The organism is Sanguibacter sp. Z1732 (genome assembly GCF_051020515.1).
Taxonomy (GTDB): Bacteria; Actinomycetota; Actinomycetes; order Actinomycetales; family Beutenbergiaceae; genus CALKWS01.
Genome location: NZ_CP194857.1, coordinates 4028483 through 4045684 on the forward strand (window position 1 = coordinate 4028483; position 17202 = coordinate 4045684).

Annotated in this window: 22 protein-coding genes and 2 pseudogenes; all 24 read right to left on the bottom strand. The window is 69.7% G+C overall.

Annotation, left to right across the window (positions count from 1 at the left end; all coding sequences use genetic code 11):
• Nucleotides 1-23 precede the first annotated feature (23 nt).
• Nucleotides 24-695, bottom strand: a complete 672-nt coding sequence (locus ACRRRO_RS20915) for a signal peptidase I (protein WP_424788386.1) — start codon at nt 693-695, stop codon at nt 24-26.
• Nucleotides 696-758: 63 nt separating this feature from the next.
• The gene (locus ACRRRO_RS20920; protein WP_424788387.1) at nt 759-1166 is read right to left on the bottom strand and encodes a hypothetical protein; all 408 of its coding nucleotides are present in this window, start codon (nt 1164-1166) and stop codon (nt 759-761) included.
• 204 nt (nt 1167-1370) lie between these two features.
• A complete protein-coding gene (locus tag ACRRRO_RS20925) occupies nt 1371-1958 on the bottom strand; it encodes a DNA-processing protein DprA (protein WP_434080796.1) in 588 nt (195 codons plus the stop codon).
• A gap of 91 nt (nt 1959-2049) precedes the next feature.
• Nucleotides 2050-2634 (bottom strand): annotated as a pseudogene (locus tag ACRRRO_RS20930) (DNA-processing protein DprA); the annotation flags it as partial.
• Nucleotides 2519-3463 (bottom strand): YifB family Mg chelatase-like AAA ATPase, encoded by a 945-nt coding sequence (locus ACRRRO_RS20935; protein WP_434080797.1) that lies wholly within the window; start codon nt 3461-3463, stop codon nt 2519-2521. The pseudogene ACRRRO_RS20930 and the gene ACRRRO_RS20935, both read right to left, overlap by 116 nt.
• A 1-nt stretch (nt 3464) precedes the next feature.
• A complete protein-coding gene (locus ACRRRO_RS20940; protein ID WP_434080798.1) occupies nt 3465-4133 on the bottom strand; it encodes a magnesium chelatase domain-containing protein in 669 nt (222 codons plus the stop codon).
• 204 nt (nt 4134-4337) lie between these two features.
• Nucleotides 4338-4697 carry a YraN family protein gene (locus ACRRRO_RS20945; RefSeq protein WP_424797272.1) on the bottom strand — a complete coding sequence of 120 codons (360 nt, stop codon included), beginning with the start codon at nt 4695-4697 and terminating at the stop codon, nt 4338-4340.
• A gap of 94 nt (nt 4698-4791) precedes the next feature.
• Nucleotides 4792-6393, bottom strand: a complete 1602-nt coding sequence (locus ACRRRO_RS20950; RefSeq protein WP_424797273.1) for a hypothetical protein — start codon at nt 6391-6393, stop codon at nt 4792-4794.
• Between the two features lie 93 nt (nt 6394-6486).
• A complete protein-coding gene (locus ACRRRO_RS20955) occupies nt 6487-6792 on the bottom strand; it encodes a DUF2469 domain-containing protein (RefSeq protein ID WP_424788392.1) in 306 nt (101 codons plus the stop codon).
• On the bottom strand, nt 6789-6962 hold the full coding sequence (locus ACRRRO_RS20960) for a hypothetical protein (protein ID WP_434080799.1): 174 nt from the start codon (nt 6960-6962) through the stop codon (nt 6789-6791). Before ACRRRO_RS20960 ends, ACRRRO_RS20955 begins: the two co-directional genes overlap by 4 nt.
• Nucleotides 6959-7507, bottom strand: a complete 549-nt coding sequence (locus ACRRRO_RS20965) for a ribonuclease HII (protein WP_434080800.1) — start codon at nt 7505-7507, stop codon at nt 6959-6961. The genes ACRRRO_RS20960 and ACRRRO_RS20965 overlap by 4 nt, the downstream gene beginning before the upstream one ends.
• 3 nt (nt 7508-7510) lie before the next feature.
• Nucleotides 7511-8302, bottom strand: coding sequence for a signal peptidase I (gene lepB / locus ACRRRO_RS20970; RefSeq protein ID WP_424797275.1), 792 nt, complete (start codon nt 8300-8302; stop codon nt 7511-7513).
• A gap of 20 nt (nt 8303-8322) precedes the next feature.
• Complete coding sequence (rplS, locus tag ACRRRO_RS20975) at nt 8323-8682, bottom strand: 50S ribosomal protein L19 (RefSeq protein WP_424788395.1); 360 nt, start codon at nt 8680-8682, stop codon at nt 8323-8325.
• A 176-nt stretch (nt 8683-8858) separates the two neighbouring features.
• A complete protein-coding gene (locus tag ACRRRO_RS20980) occupies nt 8859-9407 on the bottom strand; it encodes an N-acetyltransferase family protein (protein ID WP_434081612.1) in 549 nt (182 codons plus the stop codon).
• Between the two features lie 12 nt (nt 9408-9419).
• A pseudogene (gene trmD / locus ACRRRO_RS20985) lies at nt 9420-10135 on the bottom strand (tRNA (guanosine(37)-N1)-methyltransferase TrmD); the annotation flags it as partial.
• Nucleotides 10132-10659, bottom strand: a complete 528-nt coding sequence (gene rimM, locus ACRRRO_RS20990) for a ribosome maturation factor RimM (protein WP_424797277.1) — start codon at nt 10657-10659, stop codon at nt 10132-10134. The gene rimM and the pseudogene trmD, both read right to left, overlap by 4 nt.
• A 118-nt stretch (nt 10660-10777) precedes the next feature.
• Nucleotides 10778-11017: an RNA-binding protein gene (locus ACRRRO_RS20995; protein WP_424788398.1), complete on the bottom strand. Its 240-nt coding sequence runs from the start codon at nt 11015-11017 to the stop codon at nt 10778-10780.
• Nucleotides 11017-11520 carry a 30S ribosomal protein S16 gene (gene rpsP / locus ACRRRO_RS21000; RefSeq protein ID WP_424797278.1) on the bottom strand — a complete coding sequence of 168 codons (504 nt, stop codon included), beginning with the start codon at nt 11518-11520 and terminating at the stop codon, nt 11017-11019. The genes ACRRRO_RS20995 and rpsP overlap by 1 nt, the downstream gene beginning before the upstream one ends.
• 239 nt (nt 11521-11759) lie before the next feature.
• On the bottom strand, nt 11760-12545 hold the full coding sequence (locus ACRRRO_RS21005) for an ABC transporter permease (protein WP_434081613.1): 786 nt from the start codon (nt 12543-12545) through the stop codon (nt 11760-11762).
• Nucleotides 12546-13496: an ABC transporter ATP-binding protein gene (locus tag ACRRRO_RS21010; protein WP_424797280.1), complete on the bottom strand. Its 951-nt coding sequence runs from the start codon at nt 13494-13496 to the stop codon at nt 12546-12548.
• Entirely contained in the window at nt 13493-14212 is a 720-nt protein-coding gene (locus tag ACRRRO_RS21015) for a hypothetical protein (protein WP_424797281.1), read from the bottom strand. Before ACRRRO_RS21015 ends, ACRRRO_RS21010 begins: the two co-directional genes overlap by 4 nt.
• A complete protein-coding gene (locus ACRRRO_RS21020; RefSeq protein ID WP_424797282.1) occupies nt 14209-15087 on the bottom strand; it encodes an ATP-binding cassette domain-containing protein in 879 nt (292 codons plus the stop codon). Before ACRRRO_RS21020 ends, ACRRRO_RS21015 begins: the two co-directional genes overlap by 4 nt.
• Nucleotides 15084-15443 (bottom strand): GntR family transcriptional regulator, encoded by a 360-nt coding sequence (locus ACRRRO_RS21025; RefSeq protein ID WP_424797283.1) that lies wholly within the window; start codon nt 15441-15443, stop codon nt 15084-15086. The genes ACRRRO_RS21020 and ACRRRO_RS21025 overlap by 4 nt, the downstream gene beginning before the upstream one ends.
• 305 nt (nt 15444-15748) lie before the next feature.
• On the bottom strand, nt 15749-17194 hold the full coding sequence (locus ACRRRO_RS21030; RefSeq protein ID WP_434080801.1) for an ABC transporter substrate-binding protein: 1446 nt from the start codon (nt 17192-17194) through the stop codon (nt 15749-15751).
• Nucleotides 17195-17202: the final 8 nt, after the last annotated feature.

Sequence of the window (17202 nt, forward strand, 5' to 3'; positions counted from 1 at the left end):
AGTCCGAGGGACCCTGGCCGGCGTCATGGGGACTCACCGCCGGAGTCCGTCTCGTCGTCGTCAGTGCGCCACAGCAACAGGGTGACGATCCCACCCACGGCAAGGGCGACCACGTACGGCAGCACCTGGGGGCTGAACACGATCCCGGCCCGGGGCAGCACCGCAACAGCCTTGCCGCGCACGTCCGCGTCGGCGATCACCCACTCGTCCGGGTTCTCGCTGTTGTCACCGATCGTGGTGTAGGTGCCGTCCGGCTCGACCGAGCCGACGCGGTGGATCACGTGGCCACCGGCACCGGCCTGCCCGGCGGGCACGGTGTAGGAGATGACATCACCCACCTGGTAGGAACCGGTCCGAAGGGTCACCACGACGTCTCCGGTGGCGTAGGTGGGCTCCATCGACGCGCCGTGCACGATCGTCAGCCCGGTGAGGCCGCCGAACTGGGCGGGCCACAGGGCCACGACCGCCAGGGCCAACAGCACCCAGCTCACAACCGTGCGCAGGCGGGCCGCCCCCGAGGCGCGGTGGCGTGCTCGCGAGCGGGGATCGCGAGTTGGTGGCTCCTCTGTCCCTCCGGGCCCGGGCCCCACGGCGGCGAGCGCAGGCTGCCGAGCCGCGAGCGTTGCCGCCTGGTCCGCCACGTGCAGAGCACCCATGACGGCGGTGTCCGGCTCGAGGCGGGGACTCGTCGTCATGGGTGCTCCTGGATGTGCTGGTGCTGGGCGGGCGGACCGGAGATCCGGTCGTAGCAGGGGCTACTAGTTGTTGGTGATGACCACGGCAGCGCCGTACACGTCGTGGGCGGCCACGATGGTGTCGCTGTCGTCCACCTCCATGTAGCCACCGCCGGTGCCGGTGTACTCGGCCAACTCCTCGCCGTTGGCGCCGGACACCGTGACCTGCACCTCGGCGTCAGCGGGGATGGTCTCGGCACCGGTCGGGGTCAGCGTGAAACCGTCGACGACGTAGTGGCCCTGGCCGGCGTCGTATGAGGTCTCCCAGGTGACACTGACGCCCTCGGTGATCGGAGCGACCACTTCGCTGGAATCGGCACCCAGTTCCTGGGCGTTCACACCTCCCAAGGTGGCAGCGGAGGCGGCCACGGCCGCAGCCACGGCAACACCGGCGAGCAGGGCGAGTGCATTCTTCTTGCGGGGCTTGTTCACGACAGTTCCTTCGGTGTGCGGGCCGTAACGGCCGACTGATGTCTGGGTGTCACCACCGGGCCGATGAGGCTTCCGGTGGCGACATCCCTGACACTACGAGCGGCCCCTCAGCACGCCCCCAGTCCGGGCTCAAGGACACCTCAGGTTCTCCTCAGGTGCGGTGAGACCGGCCACACTCACGGCTGCAGCAGCGGGAACAGGTGCTCAGCGGTTACGCCTCCAGGTCGCCCCGGACCGGTGGACCCGTCCGCCCAGTTCGAGCATCCCCAGCGCGGCACTGACCTGGGCCGGGGCGAGCCCGCTGGCACGCACCAGAGGATCGAATCCGGCGCCGGCTCGAGCCGGGAGTGCATCGAGCACCTTGGCCTGGTCCGGGCTCAGATCATCAAGGAGGCCCGGCTGCACCGCCGGCTCGTGCTCGTCCACGGTGCCCACCGGTCTGATCAGTTCCAGCACCTCCTGCGCCCCGGTGATCAGCACCGCCTCGGCCTCGCGGATCAACCGGTGGCAGCCGGCCGAGGTGGCTGAGGTCACCGGGCCCGGGACCGCGCCCACCGGCCGCATCAGGTCATTGGCGGCCCGCGCGGTGCTCAGCGCACCCGAGCGCCACCCCGCCTCCACCACCACGGTGCCCTTCCCCAGGGCGGCGATCAGTCGGTTCCGCCGCAGGAACCGTGAGCGCATCGGGGCGGTGCCCGGTGGAACCTCGGCGAGGACGACCCCCGAAGCGGCCACCCGGCGCAACAGATCGGTGTTCGCGCTCGGGTAGAACCTGTCGAGTCCGCCCGCCATCACTGCCAGTACGGGCGCATCGGCGGCCAGTGCCGCCTGGTGGGGCCGCGGCGTCGATGCCGAAGGCTCCCCCGGAGGTGATCGTCACGCCGTGCCCGCCCACCTCGTAGGCCAGGTCCTGGGCGACTCGCTGCCCGTAGTCGGTGCACGCCCGCGCACCCACGATCGCCACCGAACTCCGGGCCAGCCGGGCCGGACAAGCACTGCCGACCATCCACAGGCACCACGGCGGGTCGGGCAGGTCATCGACGGCTACGGGCCAGGACTCCTCACCCGGCACCAGCAGCCGTCCGCCCCGGCGGGCGATCACCTCCAACTCCCGGCGCGGATCGAGGTTGTGCAACCGGGGCGACCACCGCTGTGCGGCGGTGACCCAGACCCGTGAGGGCCGCAAGCCGGGCGGAGCGCCCCGGGCCCCGCGGTAGAGCCAGTCCAGTGCCGCTCCGGCGCCGGCGCCGGCCAGCAGCGGGCGGGCTGCGGCGTCGTCGGACTCGGCGATGCGGCTCCAGGCGGCCAGCGCCAGTCGCTCGTCGGTGATGTCGAGGGTGGGTGGGCGCTGTTCAGCCATGACGCTCCCGGGTCCGCAGGGTGAAGGCGGTGGCGATGTCCTCGGTACACACCTGGTCCCGCCCGGCCAGGTCGGCCAGCGTCCAGGCCAGGCGCAGCACCCGGTCATAGCCGCGCATGGTGATCTGGCGGCGGTCCCGGGCGCGGTCCAGATCCCGGGTCAACCGGCGCCCGGCTGCGGCGGTGCGCTCACGAACCCACCGGCCCGGGGCCTGCCGGTAGGTGGTCCAGCCGGTTCCTTCCAGCCGGGACCTGGTGCGCTCACGAGCCCGGAGTACCCGCGCACGGACCGTCTCGGTGTTCTCCCCGGCGGCGGCGGTGGCGAGTTCGGCCTGGGACAGCGGTTCCACCCCGATCTGGATGTCGACCCGGTCCAGCACCGGACCGGAGAGCCTGGACCGGTAGCGGCGCAGCATCTGCGGGGTGCAGGTGCACCTGCTGTGCGGGCTGCCCGCATGCCCGCACGGGCACGGGTTGGCCGCCAGGACCAGTTGGAACCGGGCCGGGTAGGAGGTGTGTGCGCCGGAACGGTCCAGGCTCACGTAACCGGCCTCCAGGGGTTGGCGCAGCGTCTCCAGCACCCGCGTAGGAAACTCCGGGGCCTCATCCAGGAACAGCACGCCGCAGTGGGCTCGGGAGATCGACCCCGGCCGGGGTGTCCCGCTGCCCCCGCCGACGATCGCCGGCGCGCTGGCGGTGTGGTGCGGGCTCTCGAACGGTGGCCGCCGGATCAGGCCTGCCTCGGGGCTGAACGTCCCGCACAGGGAGTGGATCGAGGTGACCTCCAGGGCGTCGGCATCCCCCAGGTCCGGCAACAGCCCGGGCAGCCGTGCCGCCAGCATGGTCTTACCGGTACCGGGCGGGCCCTCCATGAGCAGGTGGTAACCGCCGGCGGCCGCCACTTCCAGGGCGTGCCGGGCTTGGTGCTGAGCGAGCACGTCACCCAGATCGGCGTCGGGGCCCGAGTGGGCCGCATGGGCGTTTGAGCGGTTGCGCCGGAGCGCTGCTGCGGATCTGTTCTTCCAGGTCGGGGTCGATCGGCACGCCGTAGTGGCGGACCACGTCGATCAGGTGGCCGACCCCGGTGACCTGTGCGCCATGGACCAGGGCTGCCTCGGCGGCGTTGGCCTGTGGGACCACCACGTGGGGGTAGCCGGCCCGTACCGCCGCATGGACGGCGGGCAGGACTCCGCGGGCCGGTTGCACACGGCCGTCCAGACCCAGTTCACCCAAGTGCACCGTCCGTTCGGCCAGCGGCGCTTCGATCTGCCGGTCCGCGCACAGGATCGAGGTGGCCAGCGCCAGGTCGAAGACCGAGCCACGCTTGGGCACATCTGCCGGGGACAGGTTCACCACGACCTTCTTGTCCGGCCACCGCATCCCGGAGTGCTTCAGCGCGACCTTCACCCGGTGTTTGGCCTCCTTCATCGCGGTGCTCACCGACCCCACGATGGTGGCCTCGGGGATGCCGGACCCGGCGTCGTCGGACTGCACCTCCACCAGCACCCCGCGCATCCCCACCAGGGCTACCGCCCAGGTGCGCCCCAGGCCCATCACCCGGCCTCCTGCCTGCTCATCCCGGGACCGGTGCTCCGGATCCTGCTGCACATCTCCACCACCTCCACGTTGCAGGCTGCCCGCCGGAGCCAGAGCGGTGGGGGCCCGAGCACAAGGGTTGTGGACGGACGCTACGACGCCGTTGCACTGTGAATAGGTGCTCTGCGGCTCGACGGCGCGCCGGCGCTGGCGCGCACCGCCGACACGGCTCCGCGTCGAGGCGCGCAGGGCCGGACGTCCATTGCGCGGACCTGGTCAGCCGACCGAGCGCAGGTGCCTGACCAGCGCCCCTCCCCCGGGTGGCAGCAGCACCGCGATCACATCGATGCGCACCGCCGGGAAATAGGACGGGCACTGGGCCAGGAACGCGGCGGCGAGGCGCCGCAGACGCCGCAGTTTCACCCCGGCTACCGCCTCGGCCGGGCTTCCGAACCGGGTCGAGGTGCGGGTCTTGACCTCCACCACCACCAGGGTGGACCCGTCCTGGGCGACGATGTCGATCTCGCCGGCCGGGCAACGCCAGTTCGTGGCCAGCACCCGCATGCCGTGGTTGCGCAACCACCCGGCGGCCACGTGCTCGCCACGTGCCCCGATCTGCTGGTTGTGAGCGGACACAGCCACCACCTCCACTGCCCAGCGTGCCCGCCGGGGGAGGTGAGCACGGAGGCCCCGGGCGCACGTGTGGACAGCGCCTCGGGCTGTGGACGGCTCAGACCGGCACGGCCTCGCTCCGCCGCGACGTGCGGATCGCGCGAAGGTTGATCAGATACGTGAGCACGAAGGCCAGGGACATCGAGGTGAGCATCGAGATCACCATCCCGACCGCGCTGGTGGCGATGAACGGAGCGACGAAGGCCGGGACGTATGCGGTGGCCTCGACCCCGAAGGCACCCACCACCGCACCGCCGACGGTCGCCGCGCCGACAGCGGCGGCGAAGACGCGCCTATCGCCGAACATGAACGGATAAGCCGCCTCGACGAAGGTCCCGAAGAAGAAGTTCACCGGCGCACCGGATCCGGCGAGCGCCCGCTCACCGCTGGTGCGGGGCTTGATCACGTTGGCCAGGGTGATGCCCAGGCTGACCATGACCAGAGCGACCATGTCGATGGCACCGAAGAAGCTGTGGCCCTTCTGCCCCATCTCCAGCAGCACCAGCGGCAGGATCACCGCGTGGTAGACCCCGCCGATGATCGCGAACCAGATCACCGCGCCGGCCAGTGCCCCGGCCAGGATCGGACTGAACACCAGGGCCGCCTCGATGCCGTCCTTGACGGCCAGGCCCAGCCAGTTCGTGACCGGCGCCAACAGGTAGTACACGATCAGTCCCGGTACCACTCCCGCGACCGCACCGGTGGCGATGTTGGCGGTGGTGGCCGGGAAGCGCCAGGCCAGGGTCTTTCCGATCAGCCATGCCGCCAGCAGCCCGGACAGGATCCCGCCGGCCAGCCCGCCCAGGATGCCGCCCTCGGCGGCCAGGATTCCGGCGATCGCACCGGCCACCAGGCCCACCTCATCGAGCCCGGATATCTTGCGCGCCGCGACCGCCGCGATGACCACCGGAAGACCGGCCATCAGCACGTCGAACACATCGGACAACCCGGCCAGCGGCGGGATCTTGCTCACCGCCAGCACCAGCGCCAGGGCGATGAAGGCCGGGATGGAGCCGACCATAATGCCGCGGATGCTGATCCGGCGCCACGCGGCCTCACGTGTGTGTCCCGACTGGCTGCCACCGCCGCCCAGCGCGGGGCGGTACCGAACCTTCCAGTACCGGGCCAGGGCGGAGACGTAGGCCACCGCACGGGTGGTGGAGGTGGTGCCGGTGGTGCCCGAGGCGCCGACGACGTTCAACCCCATCTGCTGTGCGGTGGCGATCGAGGTCCCCCCGGTTCCGGCGGCCGGGAGGCCTTGCTCGACGCCGGCGGCCACCGTGGCAGCGTTCGTGCCGGTCGGGTCCGCACTCATCAGGATCAACCCGTCGACTGCGCCCGCGCGCACCTGCTCGGCGATCTCGGCGTCGAGTGCCGCTGCGGCCCGGTTCACCTCCGCCAGGGTGCCGCGGGCGGTGACCGTGACCCGACCGTCGACCAGGGCGAACAGTTCCGCCGGGGTTTCCTCCGCGGCGCTGTGCATCGAGGTCTGCGCCGAGACGACCTGCACGTGCGTCAGTTCGAAGCCGGCGGCGTGTACCTGACGCCGGACATCGGCGATCATCCCGGCCGCGTCGTGGCCGCCGTGGCTGCGCAGGTTCCCCCCGCTACTGCCCAGCAGCGCTATCGTCCGGCGCTGCCCATCCTTGTCCTGGACCACGTCCGGTCCCTTTCTCGAAGTCTGCGTTGACAGGTGTGCCCGACGGCGCCGGGCAGGTTCTGCTGCCCGTGCTCGCGGCGGGGTGGTGGGTGCTCAGCCGGGCAGTTCCAGGTCCGGTTTGGCCAGTTCCTCCACGTTGACGTCCTTGAAGGTCACCACCCGTACGGACTTGACGAACCTGGCCGAGCGGTACACGTCCCAGACCCAGGCGTCTCCGAGGGTCAACTCGAAGAACACCTCACCGCCGGCCGAACGGACCTGTAGGTCCACGTGGTTGGCCAGGTAGAAGCGGCGCTCGGTCTCCACCACATAGGAGAACAACCCGACCACGTCGCGGTACTCGCGGTACAGCGCGAGTTCGGCGTCGGTCTCATAACTCTCCAAGTCGTCGGCACTCACAGGTCCATCATGCCCTGCTCGAGCGCCACTGTTGTGCCGGGCAACGCCCAACTGCGCCGGTGCCAGGGGGTCGGCCCGCGCTCCCGGAGCGCACGCAGGTGCTCCGGGGCGGCGTACCCCTTGTTCTCGGCCCACCCGAACTCCGGGTGGTCCGGGTGCAGGGCGGTCATCGCGTCATCGCGCTCACACTTGGCCAGGACGCTCGCCGCGGCCACACGCATGCGCACGTCAGATCGGCCTTGATGCGGGTGGTCACCTGCGGCGCCGGCGCCTCCACGACCATCCCCCGGGGCGGGGTGAGCCAGTCATGATGACCGTCCAGGATCACCGCCGACGGCGCTGCGTCCTGCTCGGTCAGCGCCGTCAGGGCACGTTGCCCGGCGATCCGCAGTGCCCCGATGATCCCCCACACGTCGATCTCGGCGGGACTGGCGTGACCGACAGAACTGGCGTACGCCCATCGGCGGATCGGTGCGCACAAGGACTGCCGGACCTGGGGGCGCAGCAATTTCGAGTCGCGCAGACCGGCCGGGATGCGGCCGGTATCCCTGCGCACCACGACCACGCCCACGCTGACCGGCCCGGCCAGTGCACCACGGCCCACCTCGTCCATGCCGGCGACCAGCTCGTGACCGGAGTCGATCAGGTCGCGCTCGACATGCCGGCCCGGTGGGCGCGTCCTGCTGCGGCGTTTTGGGCGGTGGGCGGCACTCATCGTTCAGGCGGGGTCGGGCACACCGACGAAAACGTCCTCGCCCCCGGACAGCCAGGTGAGCCGGTCCAGCGGCCACACGATCACGAAGGCACGGCCGGTGACCTGATCAACCGGGACGAATCCGCCACCCGCGGCCCCACCGTGGTAACGGGAGTCGGCCGACTGGGCGCGGTTGTCGCCCATCAGCCACAGATGCTCGGCCGGGACGACGACGTCGAACTCATCCTGGCTGGGTGCGACCCCGGTGGCCAGGTAGGGCGCCTCGTCGATCGACTCACCGTTGACGCTCACCCGGCCCTGCTCGTCGCAGCAGACGACCTCATCGCCGGGCAGGCCGATCACGCGTTTGATCACATGCTCATCGGCGTGCTGGGGCAGGATCCCGACGAAGATCAGGGCTTGCTGCCAGACCGTGGGCTCGGGCGCGGGGGTATCGCGCAGCCAGCCACCGGGGTCGACGAACACGACCACATCGCCCCGCTCGATGTCACTGACGGCGGGGACCAACTTATTCACCACCAGCCGGTCCCCCACGTCCAGGGTGTCCTGCATGGACACGCTCGGGATGAAGAAGGCCTGGGCGAAGAAGGTCTTGATGACGAACGACAGCACCAGTGCGGTCACCACCACGATGGTGGTCTCGCGCAGGAACGTGGCGAACGGCCCCCGCTTGCGACGCCGGCGGGGCGAGTCGCCCCGGGCTGCTCCGACGGTGGATGTGGTCGCCTCGGAAGCGGGCGCCGGGGTGTCGTCGTCGTTCGCGCTGCCGGCCCCGCTCCGGGGCTGATCGGTCACCTGCTACCGGCCGATGCCGGTCAGTTGGCCGGAGTGGTCTCGCGACGCTCGCGAATCCGGGTGGCCTTGCCCTGACGGTCGCGCAGGTAGTACAACTTCGCCCGGCGAACCGCACCACGGCTGACGACGTCGATGTGGTCCACGGTCGGTGAGTGCAGCGGGAAGGTCCGCTCCACGCCCACGCCGAAACTGGCCTTGCGCACGGTGAAGGTCTCGCGCACGCCGCCACCGCTCCGGGCGATCACGGCACCCTGGAACACCTGGATCCGCGAACGGCTCCCCTCGATGACCTTCACGTGTACACGCACGGTGTCACCGGCGCGGAACTCGGGCACGTCGGTGCGCAGCGATGCTGCGTCGACTTCGTCCAGGATGTTCATGCTGAGCCTTTCCGCTGTGCCACAGGTCACTCGCGCTGATACGGGCGGCGGGCGCCGCCGTCGAAGTAGTGGTCGGTGGTCACCCAACGCTCATACGGGCACGCGCTCCCCTGCGGCAGAGGCGTGGAGGGTGGTGACCTCGGCATATTCTGCCACACCAGGACGATCGGAGAGAATCAGGCCGATGTTGGACCCAGGGTGAGTTCCATCACGAAGTCGGACTCGATGCTGGAGCCGACGTTGAACGTGCGCTCCCCCACCCGGGTGAATCCCTGGCTGCGGTAGAACTGCTGCGCACGTTCGTTGAGTTGGCTCACCCCGAGCCAGACCGAGTCGACCGAGTCGACCGGGCGGCGCCCGGCCTCCGCGATCGCCGCACGGACCAGGGCCGCGCCGACGCCTCGCCGGTGGTGCTCGGGCAGGACGTAGATCTTGCTCAACTCCGCGCACGGCCGGGCCCGGACCACAGCGCGGACGTCCTCCGAGCTCGGCTCCTGATAGCCCAACAGCGTGTAGCCCACGATGGCCCCGCCCAGGGTCGCCAGCAGGATCGTGTGCTCCCGGCTGCGCAGATAGGCGCGCAGTCGCTGGGGATTGAGGTTGGTGTCGACGAAGGTCTGCACGTCGTCGGGGGCGATGTGGGCTGGGCAGGCCAGCGGGAAGGTGACCGCGGCTACCTCGGCCAGTTCCTCGACGTCAGCGGCCTTCGCGGGGCGGACCTGCACCGTCCCAGCGGCCTCCAGCAGGTCGGGGCGGCGCTGGGCGGTGCGTTGCAGTGCGCGGGCACGGCGCCAGCGGCGGATCCGATCGTGATCACCCGAGCGCAGCACCTCGGGCACCTCCTGGTCACGCCAGTAGGTGGGCCTGGTGTAGACCGGATACTCCAGCAGGCCACCGCTGCCATGGGACTCCTCCACCAGGGACTCGGGGTTGCCGACCACCCCGGGTAGCAGGCGTGCCAGCGCCTCGATGATCACCAGGGCCGCGGCCTCGCCTCCGTTCAGCACGTAATCTCCGACGGAGATCTCGCGAACCTCGATCTGCTCGCCGGCCTGGTAGTGGTGGGCCACCCGGGCGTCGATGCCCTCATACCGCCCGCACGCGAGGACCAACTGGGCCCCGGCGGCGACCATCAGCGCCAGTTCCTCAGCGGTGGTCTGGGTCAGCGGTTCCCCTGCCGGGGAGGGCAGCACCAGGGTGCGGACATGATGCTGGCCCTGGCTGAACACCTCATCGAGCGCACGACCCCAGACGTCGGGGCGCATCACCATTCCGGCGCCGCCACCGAAGGGAGCGTCATCGACGGTGCGGTGAGCGTCGGTGGTCCAGTCACACGCAGATCATGCACGGAGATGTTCAGCAGCCCGTCCCGGCGTGCCTTACCCACCAGGGATAGGTCGAGCGGGTCGAGGTACTGGGGAAAGATGCTCACCACATCGATCCGCCCGGTCACGCCTGCTGCTCCTCATCGGACAGGAGCCCACCGGGCGGGTCGATCGTCACCGTGCCGGCGTCCACATCCACCTCGGGCACGATCTGGGACACGAACGGCACGAGCACCTGCTCCCCGGCGGTGGTGCGCAGCACCAGCACGTCATGGGCCGGCATGTGCTGCACGTCCTCGATGCTGCCCAGGTCCAGGCCAGCCGGGGTGCGGGCGACCAGCCCGCGCAACTGGTGGGGGTACCACGCGTCCGGTTCGTGCACGGGAGGGGCGAGCAGGCTCACTCCGCGCAGCGCCTGCGCGGCGTCGCGGTCGGTGTGTCCGGTGAAGCGGGCGTGGTACCGGCCGCGGTGCAGGTACAGGTGCGCCACGGCCAGCGGGCCGGCCTCGGGCGGGTCGGTCACGATCTCGGTACCGGTCGCGAGCCGAGCCTCCGGATCGTCGGTGTGCACCTGCAGTCGGACGTCGCCACGCAGGCCGTGGGGGGGACCGATGGTCGCCACCCGCAGCAGTTCCTGATCCTCGCCGGTCACTCCCCGATCATGGCGTACCCGCCTCCTCCGGTACACACCCGGCCGGTATCCGCTCGGCGTCGACACGACGCAGCCACCCGGCCCCGAGGGGCTGGGTGGCTGCGAAGCTCGGACCGGTTCAGCGTCGGTCCACGTCCACGACGTCCACGCGAACCGGGCCATCGGTGGCCAGTGCGCCGATCACGGTTCGCAGGGCCCGGGCGGTGCGACCGGAGCGCCCGATCACACGCCCGAGATCGGCGGGGTTCACCCGTACCTCGAGCAGGTCACCGCGGCGCAGCGTCTTGGTGTCGACCCGGACATCGTCAGGGTTGTCCACGATGCCGCGCACCAGGTGCTCGAGCGCATCGGCCAGCATCAGGCTTGCGCCTCCGGCTCCTCGCCGCTGCCGTCGGCGGCTGCGTCGTCGGCCTCAGCCGGCTCCTGCGCAGCGCTCGCGTCCTCGGCGGGCTTCTCAGCAGATTCCTCGGCAGCCTGAGCGGCGTCTTCCTTCGCCTTGGCCGCCTGCGCCTTGCGCAGTTCGGCGTCGGCCTCGGCGGCCTTGATCGCCTCGGCGGCGTCGGCACCGCCCTCCTTGGTCCGCAGAGTGCCCTCGGCGCCGGGCAGACCCTTGAAACTCTGCCAGTCGCCGGTCACCTTCAACAGTGCGAGCACCTGCTCGGTGGGCTGTGCGCCCACCCCCAGCCAGTACTTGGCCCGCTCGGAGTCGACGTCGATGACGGACGGCTCCTCGGTGGGGTGGTACTTGCCGATCTCTTCGATCACCCGGCCATCACGCTTGGTGCGGGAGTCGGCGACGACGATGCGGTAGTAGGGCGCCCGGATCTTGCCCAGGCGCTTCAAACGGATCTTGACGGCCACACGTTGGTGGTTACTCCTCGAGTGTTTGGGAGGGCTCCCGGCACACCCTGTAGGGACAAGGGCGGGCAGGTCACCCGGGACACATCACGGTGCGCGGAGAGAGGGCCGGGCACCACGATGGGTACAGCGGGCCATTGTGCCAGATCGCGGCAGCACCGGGCCACAGCCGTACGCCCGCTGTGATGGGATACACGCCACACCACGCCGCCCGGTCCGGTCGGGACCGGGCGGGGCCGCCGTCAGGACCAGCGGAAGGTGCGGGCACCGACGGTGAAGAACACCACCGTATAGGCACCCATGACTCCCAGCTGCAGCCACGGGGTGCCGGTGCCGAACCACGCCTCCGACAGCGCCTGGCTCGCCGCACCCAGCGGGGTGTAGGTAGCGATGGTCTGCAGCGTGTCGGGCATCATCGGCCCCGGGGTCCACAGCCCGGCGAAGAACAGCATGGGGAAGTACGTCAGCATCCCGATTCCGGAAGCTGTGCTGGCCTTCGGGGCGAGCCCTCCGATCACCAGCCCGATCGCGAGCATCGTCCCGGCGCCCAGCAGGAACGCTGCGGCCAGCACCAGCGGCTGGGACGGGAGGGGCACGTCGAAGGCGAGCACGCCCACAACTACCGCCAGCGCCGCGGCGATCAACAGCGTGACGATGCTGATCACCATGTGCGCGTACAGCACCCCTGCCGGGCGCATCGGGGTGGTGGCCAGCCGGCGGAAGATGCCCTGTTCCCGGTAGCCGGCCAGATAGGCCGGCAACGTGGTGAGCCCGACGGTGGCGATCGCGACGCTGACCAGGGCTGGGGTGAAGACGTGGATGACCTGCAACCCGTCCCAGGGCGGCCCGACCCCCTCCACCTCGGTGCGCATGCCTGGAATGACCAGGCTCATGCCCACAAGCAGGACGGTAGGGAAGATCAGGGCGAAGAAGACCGAGCCGAAGTCGCGGCTGAACAGCCGGGCTTCGGTGCGGGTGAGTTGGCCCAGACCGCGCGGGACAGGTGGACGGACGGGTGGTGGTGGCAGTCATGCGGAGACCTCCGAGTCGGCATCGACGACGGACAGTTCGCGGCCGGTGGTTGCCACGAACACGTCCTCCAGGGAACGGTTCAGGGTGCGGATCTCGTCGGGGACGATGTCGAGTTCGGCCAGGGCGAGCAGGGTGGAGGGCAGCACCGTGCGGGAGCCGCTGACCTCGATCTCGTGACCCACGTGGCGCACCTGGTCCACGTCGGCAAGGTTGTGCAGCACCTGCTCATCGAGTGCCTCGGACAGTCGCATCCGGAAGGTCCGCTCCTCCTCCAGGTCGGCGATGAGGGCGGCCGGGGCACCCTCGGCGACGATCCGGCCACGGTCGATGATCGCCAGCCGGTCACAGAGCCGTTCGGCCTCCTCCATGAAATGGGTGACCAGCACGATCGTCACGCCGCGGGAGCGGACCTGCTCGACCAGTTTCCAGGTGTCCCGGCGGGCCTGGGGGTCCAGGCCGGTGGTCAGTTCGTCCAGGATCGCCACGTGAGGGTTGCCGATCAGGGCCAGGGCAATGGACAGACGTTGCTGCTGCCCACCTGAGAGTGCCTCGAACTTGGTGTGCCGCTTGTCGTGCAGACCCAGCAGTGTCAGCAGTTCGTCGGCATCGGCGGGATCGGCGTAGAAGGAGGCGTACAGCCGAAGTGCCTCTGCGACGGTGATCTTGGCCGGCAGCCGGGAGGATTGCAGTTGGATCCCCAGCACCTCCCGAACCGAGGCCGGGTCGCGTTGGGGGTCGCGGCCGAGGATGCGCACGGTCCCGGCGTCGGCGGTACGCAGCCCGGCGAGGCATTCCACGGTGGTGGTCTTGCCGGCGCCGTTGGGGCCCAGCACGCCGAAGATCTCTCCGGGCTGGACCTGCAGGCTGACGTTGTCGACGGCGACGGTGTCGCCGTAGGTCTTGCGCAGGCCAGTGATCTCGATGACCGGTTGGGTGGTGATCGTCATGATGACTCCACGGAGTTGATGGGAACGTTGCGGGTAACGAGATGGAAAGCGAAAGCGCCGGTAGCGATGACGATGAGGGCGAAGGCCACCGCCCATCCGGCCCCGGTGGGCAGACCGAGCCACGCCTGGATCGGCGCATCGCTCGCGGTCAGCGCGATCACCACGAGCACGGGGCCGACGGTGGGGATGAGCAGCACGGTGCCCAGCAGCGCGCTGGTGCGGTAGTAGGCCATCGCCACCAGCAGGCCGCAGATGATCGCCGTGGTGGACAGCAACCACTGACCCACGAACATCCCCCAGGTGGCGCCCGAACCGAGCATCGGCCCGTCATCGAGCAGCATCGCCGCGTCGGGGAATACCAGCGACTCCAGGACGGCGAGCAGGTACAACGCTGCGCCGTAGAGCACCCCCATGATGAGCGCGGTGAGCACGTTCGCCCGGATGAAGGCCCTCCTGGTCATCCCGGACAGCACGTGCACCGGCAGGTAGGCCAGCACGAAGATGAGCGCGAGGGAGAAGGCGAACCAGGTGGAGGCGTGGGTGCCGTACGGCGCAACCAGCACCCGGGTCGGGATGATCCCGCTCATCAGGATGTGCGCGGCGATGAGCAGCAGTACCAGGGCCCCCCAGAGCCACACGGCCACACGCAGGTGCGCCCCGATCAGGGTCCTGGTGGCCACGATCCAATTCGGTCGGACACGGGTGGTGGTGGTCATCGGTTCTCCCCGGAGGTGAGATGGACGAACAGGTCCTGCAGCGGGACCGGGCCGATCTCGACACCGGAGTCCTTGGCCCGCCGGCGAAGGTCGGGATCGAGTTCGCCGAACACAGTCGTCTGCTGGGTCGGGCCCAGCGTCTGGGTGGACAGCACCTGTAGCCCGGCGGTCAGGTCGGTGATGGCCTCGGCGGCGCCGGTGAGGCTGGCTCCGCGAGCCCGCAGGTCCTCGGCGTCGGCATTGAGTAGCACGCGCCCGGAGTGCAGGATCGTGACGCCGGCGAATAGTTGCTCGATCTCGCTGATCAGGTGGCTGGAGAGCACGATCGTGCGGGGGTTCTCGACGTAGTCGGCCAGGAGCAGGTCGTAGAACCGGTACCGGGACGGGGCGTCCATACCCAGGTGCACCTCGTCGAACAGGGTCACCGGTGACCGGCTGGCCAGACCCAGCACCACCCCGAGGGCCGATCGCTGGCCCCGGGAGAGCTTGTCCGGGCGCTTCTTGGGCGAGAGTTCGAAGGCCTCCAGCAACTCCCCGGCGTAGTCGGCGTCCCAGTACCTGCGCACGTCGGCGAAGTAGTCCAGGTTGGTGCGCACCTTCTCGTCGGTGAGCACATCGCCGCTCTCGCGGATCATGCAGATGTCGCCCATGATCCGTTCGTTCTCGAACGGATCCTCGCCGCCCACCAACACGGCACCGGTGGTGGGCCGGCGCAGTGCCGCGATCGTCGACAGCAGCGTGGTCTTGCCGGAGCCGTTGCGTCCGAGCAGTCCGTGGATCGCACCCGCGTCGAACTGCACACTGACGTCCTGTAGGGCCTGGGTGTCCTTGAACCGGACACCAAGTTGCTCGGTGCTGATGCTCAGCCCGCTCACTGCCGGCCTCCCTTCCGGATGTAGGCGAGGAGGTCGGCGGTGTCGATGCCCAGCATCCGCGCCTCCCGCAGAACCGGGTCCATCCAGTCGGTGAAGAACGCTTCGCGGCGCTGGGCCCGCAACCTCTGCGGAGCCCCCTCGGCGACGAACATGCCCACTCCTCGTTGCTTGTAGAGAATCCCTTCGGCCACCAGTTCGGTGAAGGCTTTTGCGGCGGTGGCCGGGTTGATCCGGTAGGTGGTGGCGTACTGCGTGGTCGACATGACCTGGTCGCCGGCGGCCAGCCGGCCGCCGATGATGTCGGCGCGAATCTGATCGGCGATCTGCACGTAGATCGGCTCAGGACCGTCGAACATGCCACCTCCCTAGTTCATTACTGCACTAATGAACCATAGGACCGAAGACCTGTCAATCCATCCATGGGCCTCGTCCCGCTGACACCAGGGCGCGGCGGCGCACCGGCGAGGCGATGTCGGGCCGAAGGGGCGCATCGGGAGCGCAGTTGCGCCCAACGGGGCACGAGGGGCGCAGCGACAGGGCAGTGCCGGGGTCAATCGGCGGGCGACGCCGCACCGGCGCAGGCCCTCAGGCCGCTGGAAGGCTCAGTGCGTCGCCGACATGAGCGCACAGGGAGCCGGCCCCTGCTCGGCCGAGGAGTTCACTACTCGAACATGTTGTTGATCTGGTCGTTCAGTTCCGCCATCGCCTGCACGTCCCGGGTGCCCAGGTAGATCGAGTCCATCACCGGTGTCACCAGCGAGGTGATCGCGGCGCCGTGGTCGGTCACCGGGAACAGCACCGTGTAGTTGTTGTCCACCAGGTCGGTGAAGGGGGTCACATCGATCCCCTCGGCTGCGAACTCCTCCACCGCTGCCTCGGTGCCCGCAGGCCGGGCCGGGAAGATCACCGCCTGCTCCCCTACCGTGATCTGGCACTCATCGGATCCCAGGTAGGCCACCAACCGGGCCGCCTCCTCGGGGTGCTCGGTCTGGGCGTTGATGTTGTCGGCCAAGCCGTTGTACATCGAGACCGGGTGGCCCACCGGTCCGCTGGGGACGGGAGCGATGCCCATCTCCACCCCGTCCAGGGCCGCGAAACTGCGGATCATCCAGGACCCGTTGGCCGAGATCGCCGCCTGCCCGGAGGCGAACTGCTGCACCGGGTTGGGGTCGGTTCCGCCGATCTCGAAGGGTGGCATGAACCCCTTGTCCACGAGCGAGAAGAGCCATTCGATGGAGTCGAGGAACCGCGGATCGTCGTAGTTGTACTCATCCCCCCACACCTGCGCGTTGGTGTACTCCCACCCGGTGGCGCCGGCCAGCCAGGACCACTGGGTCTGCCCGTCGAAGCCGCCGGACCCGTTGGAGGCGATGCCGTAGGTGACCACGTTGCCCGGGTCGAAACCGTCCTCGTCGCCGCGCACCCCGTTGGCGTCCACCGACAGTCGCGCGAGGATCTCCTCGAAGGTGCCGCCGTCGTCGGGGTTCCAGTCCAGGCCCTCCAGGTCCTCCGGTTCCAGCCCGGCATCGGCCAGCAGGGCCTGGTTGTAGAACAACGCGATGGTGTCGAAGTCCTTGGGGATCCCGTACCAGCCGCCATCGGGTCCCACCCACAACTCCGAGAGCCCCTCCTGGAACTCATCCGGCTCGATCTGGGAGGTGGCCTCCAACTCGTTCAGATCCAGCAACACCTCACGGGTGACGTACTCGGGGTATCGGGTCAGGTGGCCGGTGAGCACGTCCGGGCCCGCGCCGGCTACGAATCCCGCGGTGACCTTCTGCCAGTAGTCGTCCCACCCGTACTGGCTCACCCGCACGTTGATGTCGGGGTTGGCATCCTCGAAGGCCTGCACGCACTGCTGGTAGGCCGGCAACTGGTTGGCGTCCCACAACCAGTAGTCCAGGTGCACCTCACCGTCCAGTTCGGGCGCCGCGCACCCGGCCAGCACCAGGCCGGCACCGGCGAGCGCCGCAATCGAGGAGACCCGCAGCCGACGGCGCCGCCCCCCGGCGGTGGAGCGTGTGGTCGGCCCGGTCTCACCCCGGTAGGAACGACTGCGGGTGGCACCGTGCGTCACTCGGCCGGTCCGGGTGGTGGGGTTCATCATGGCGCTCC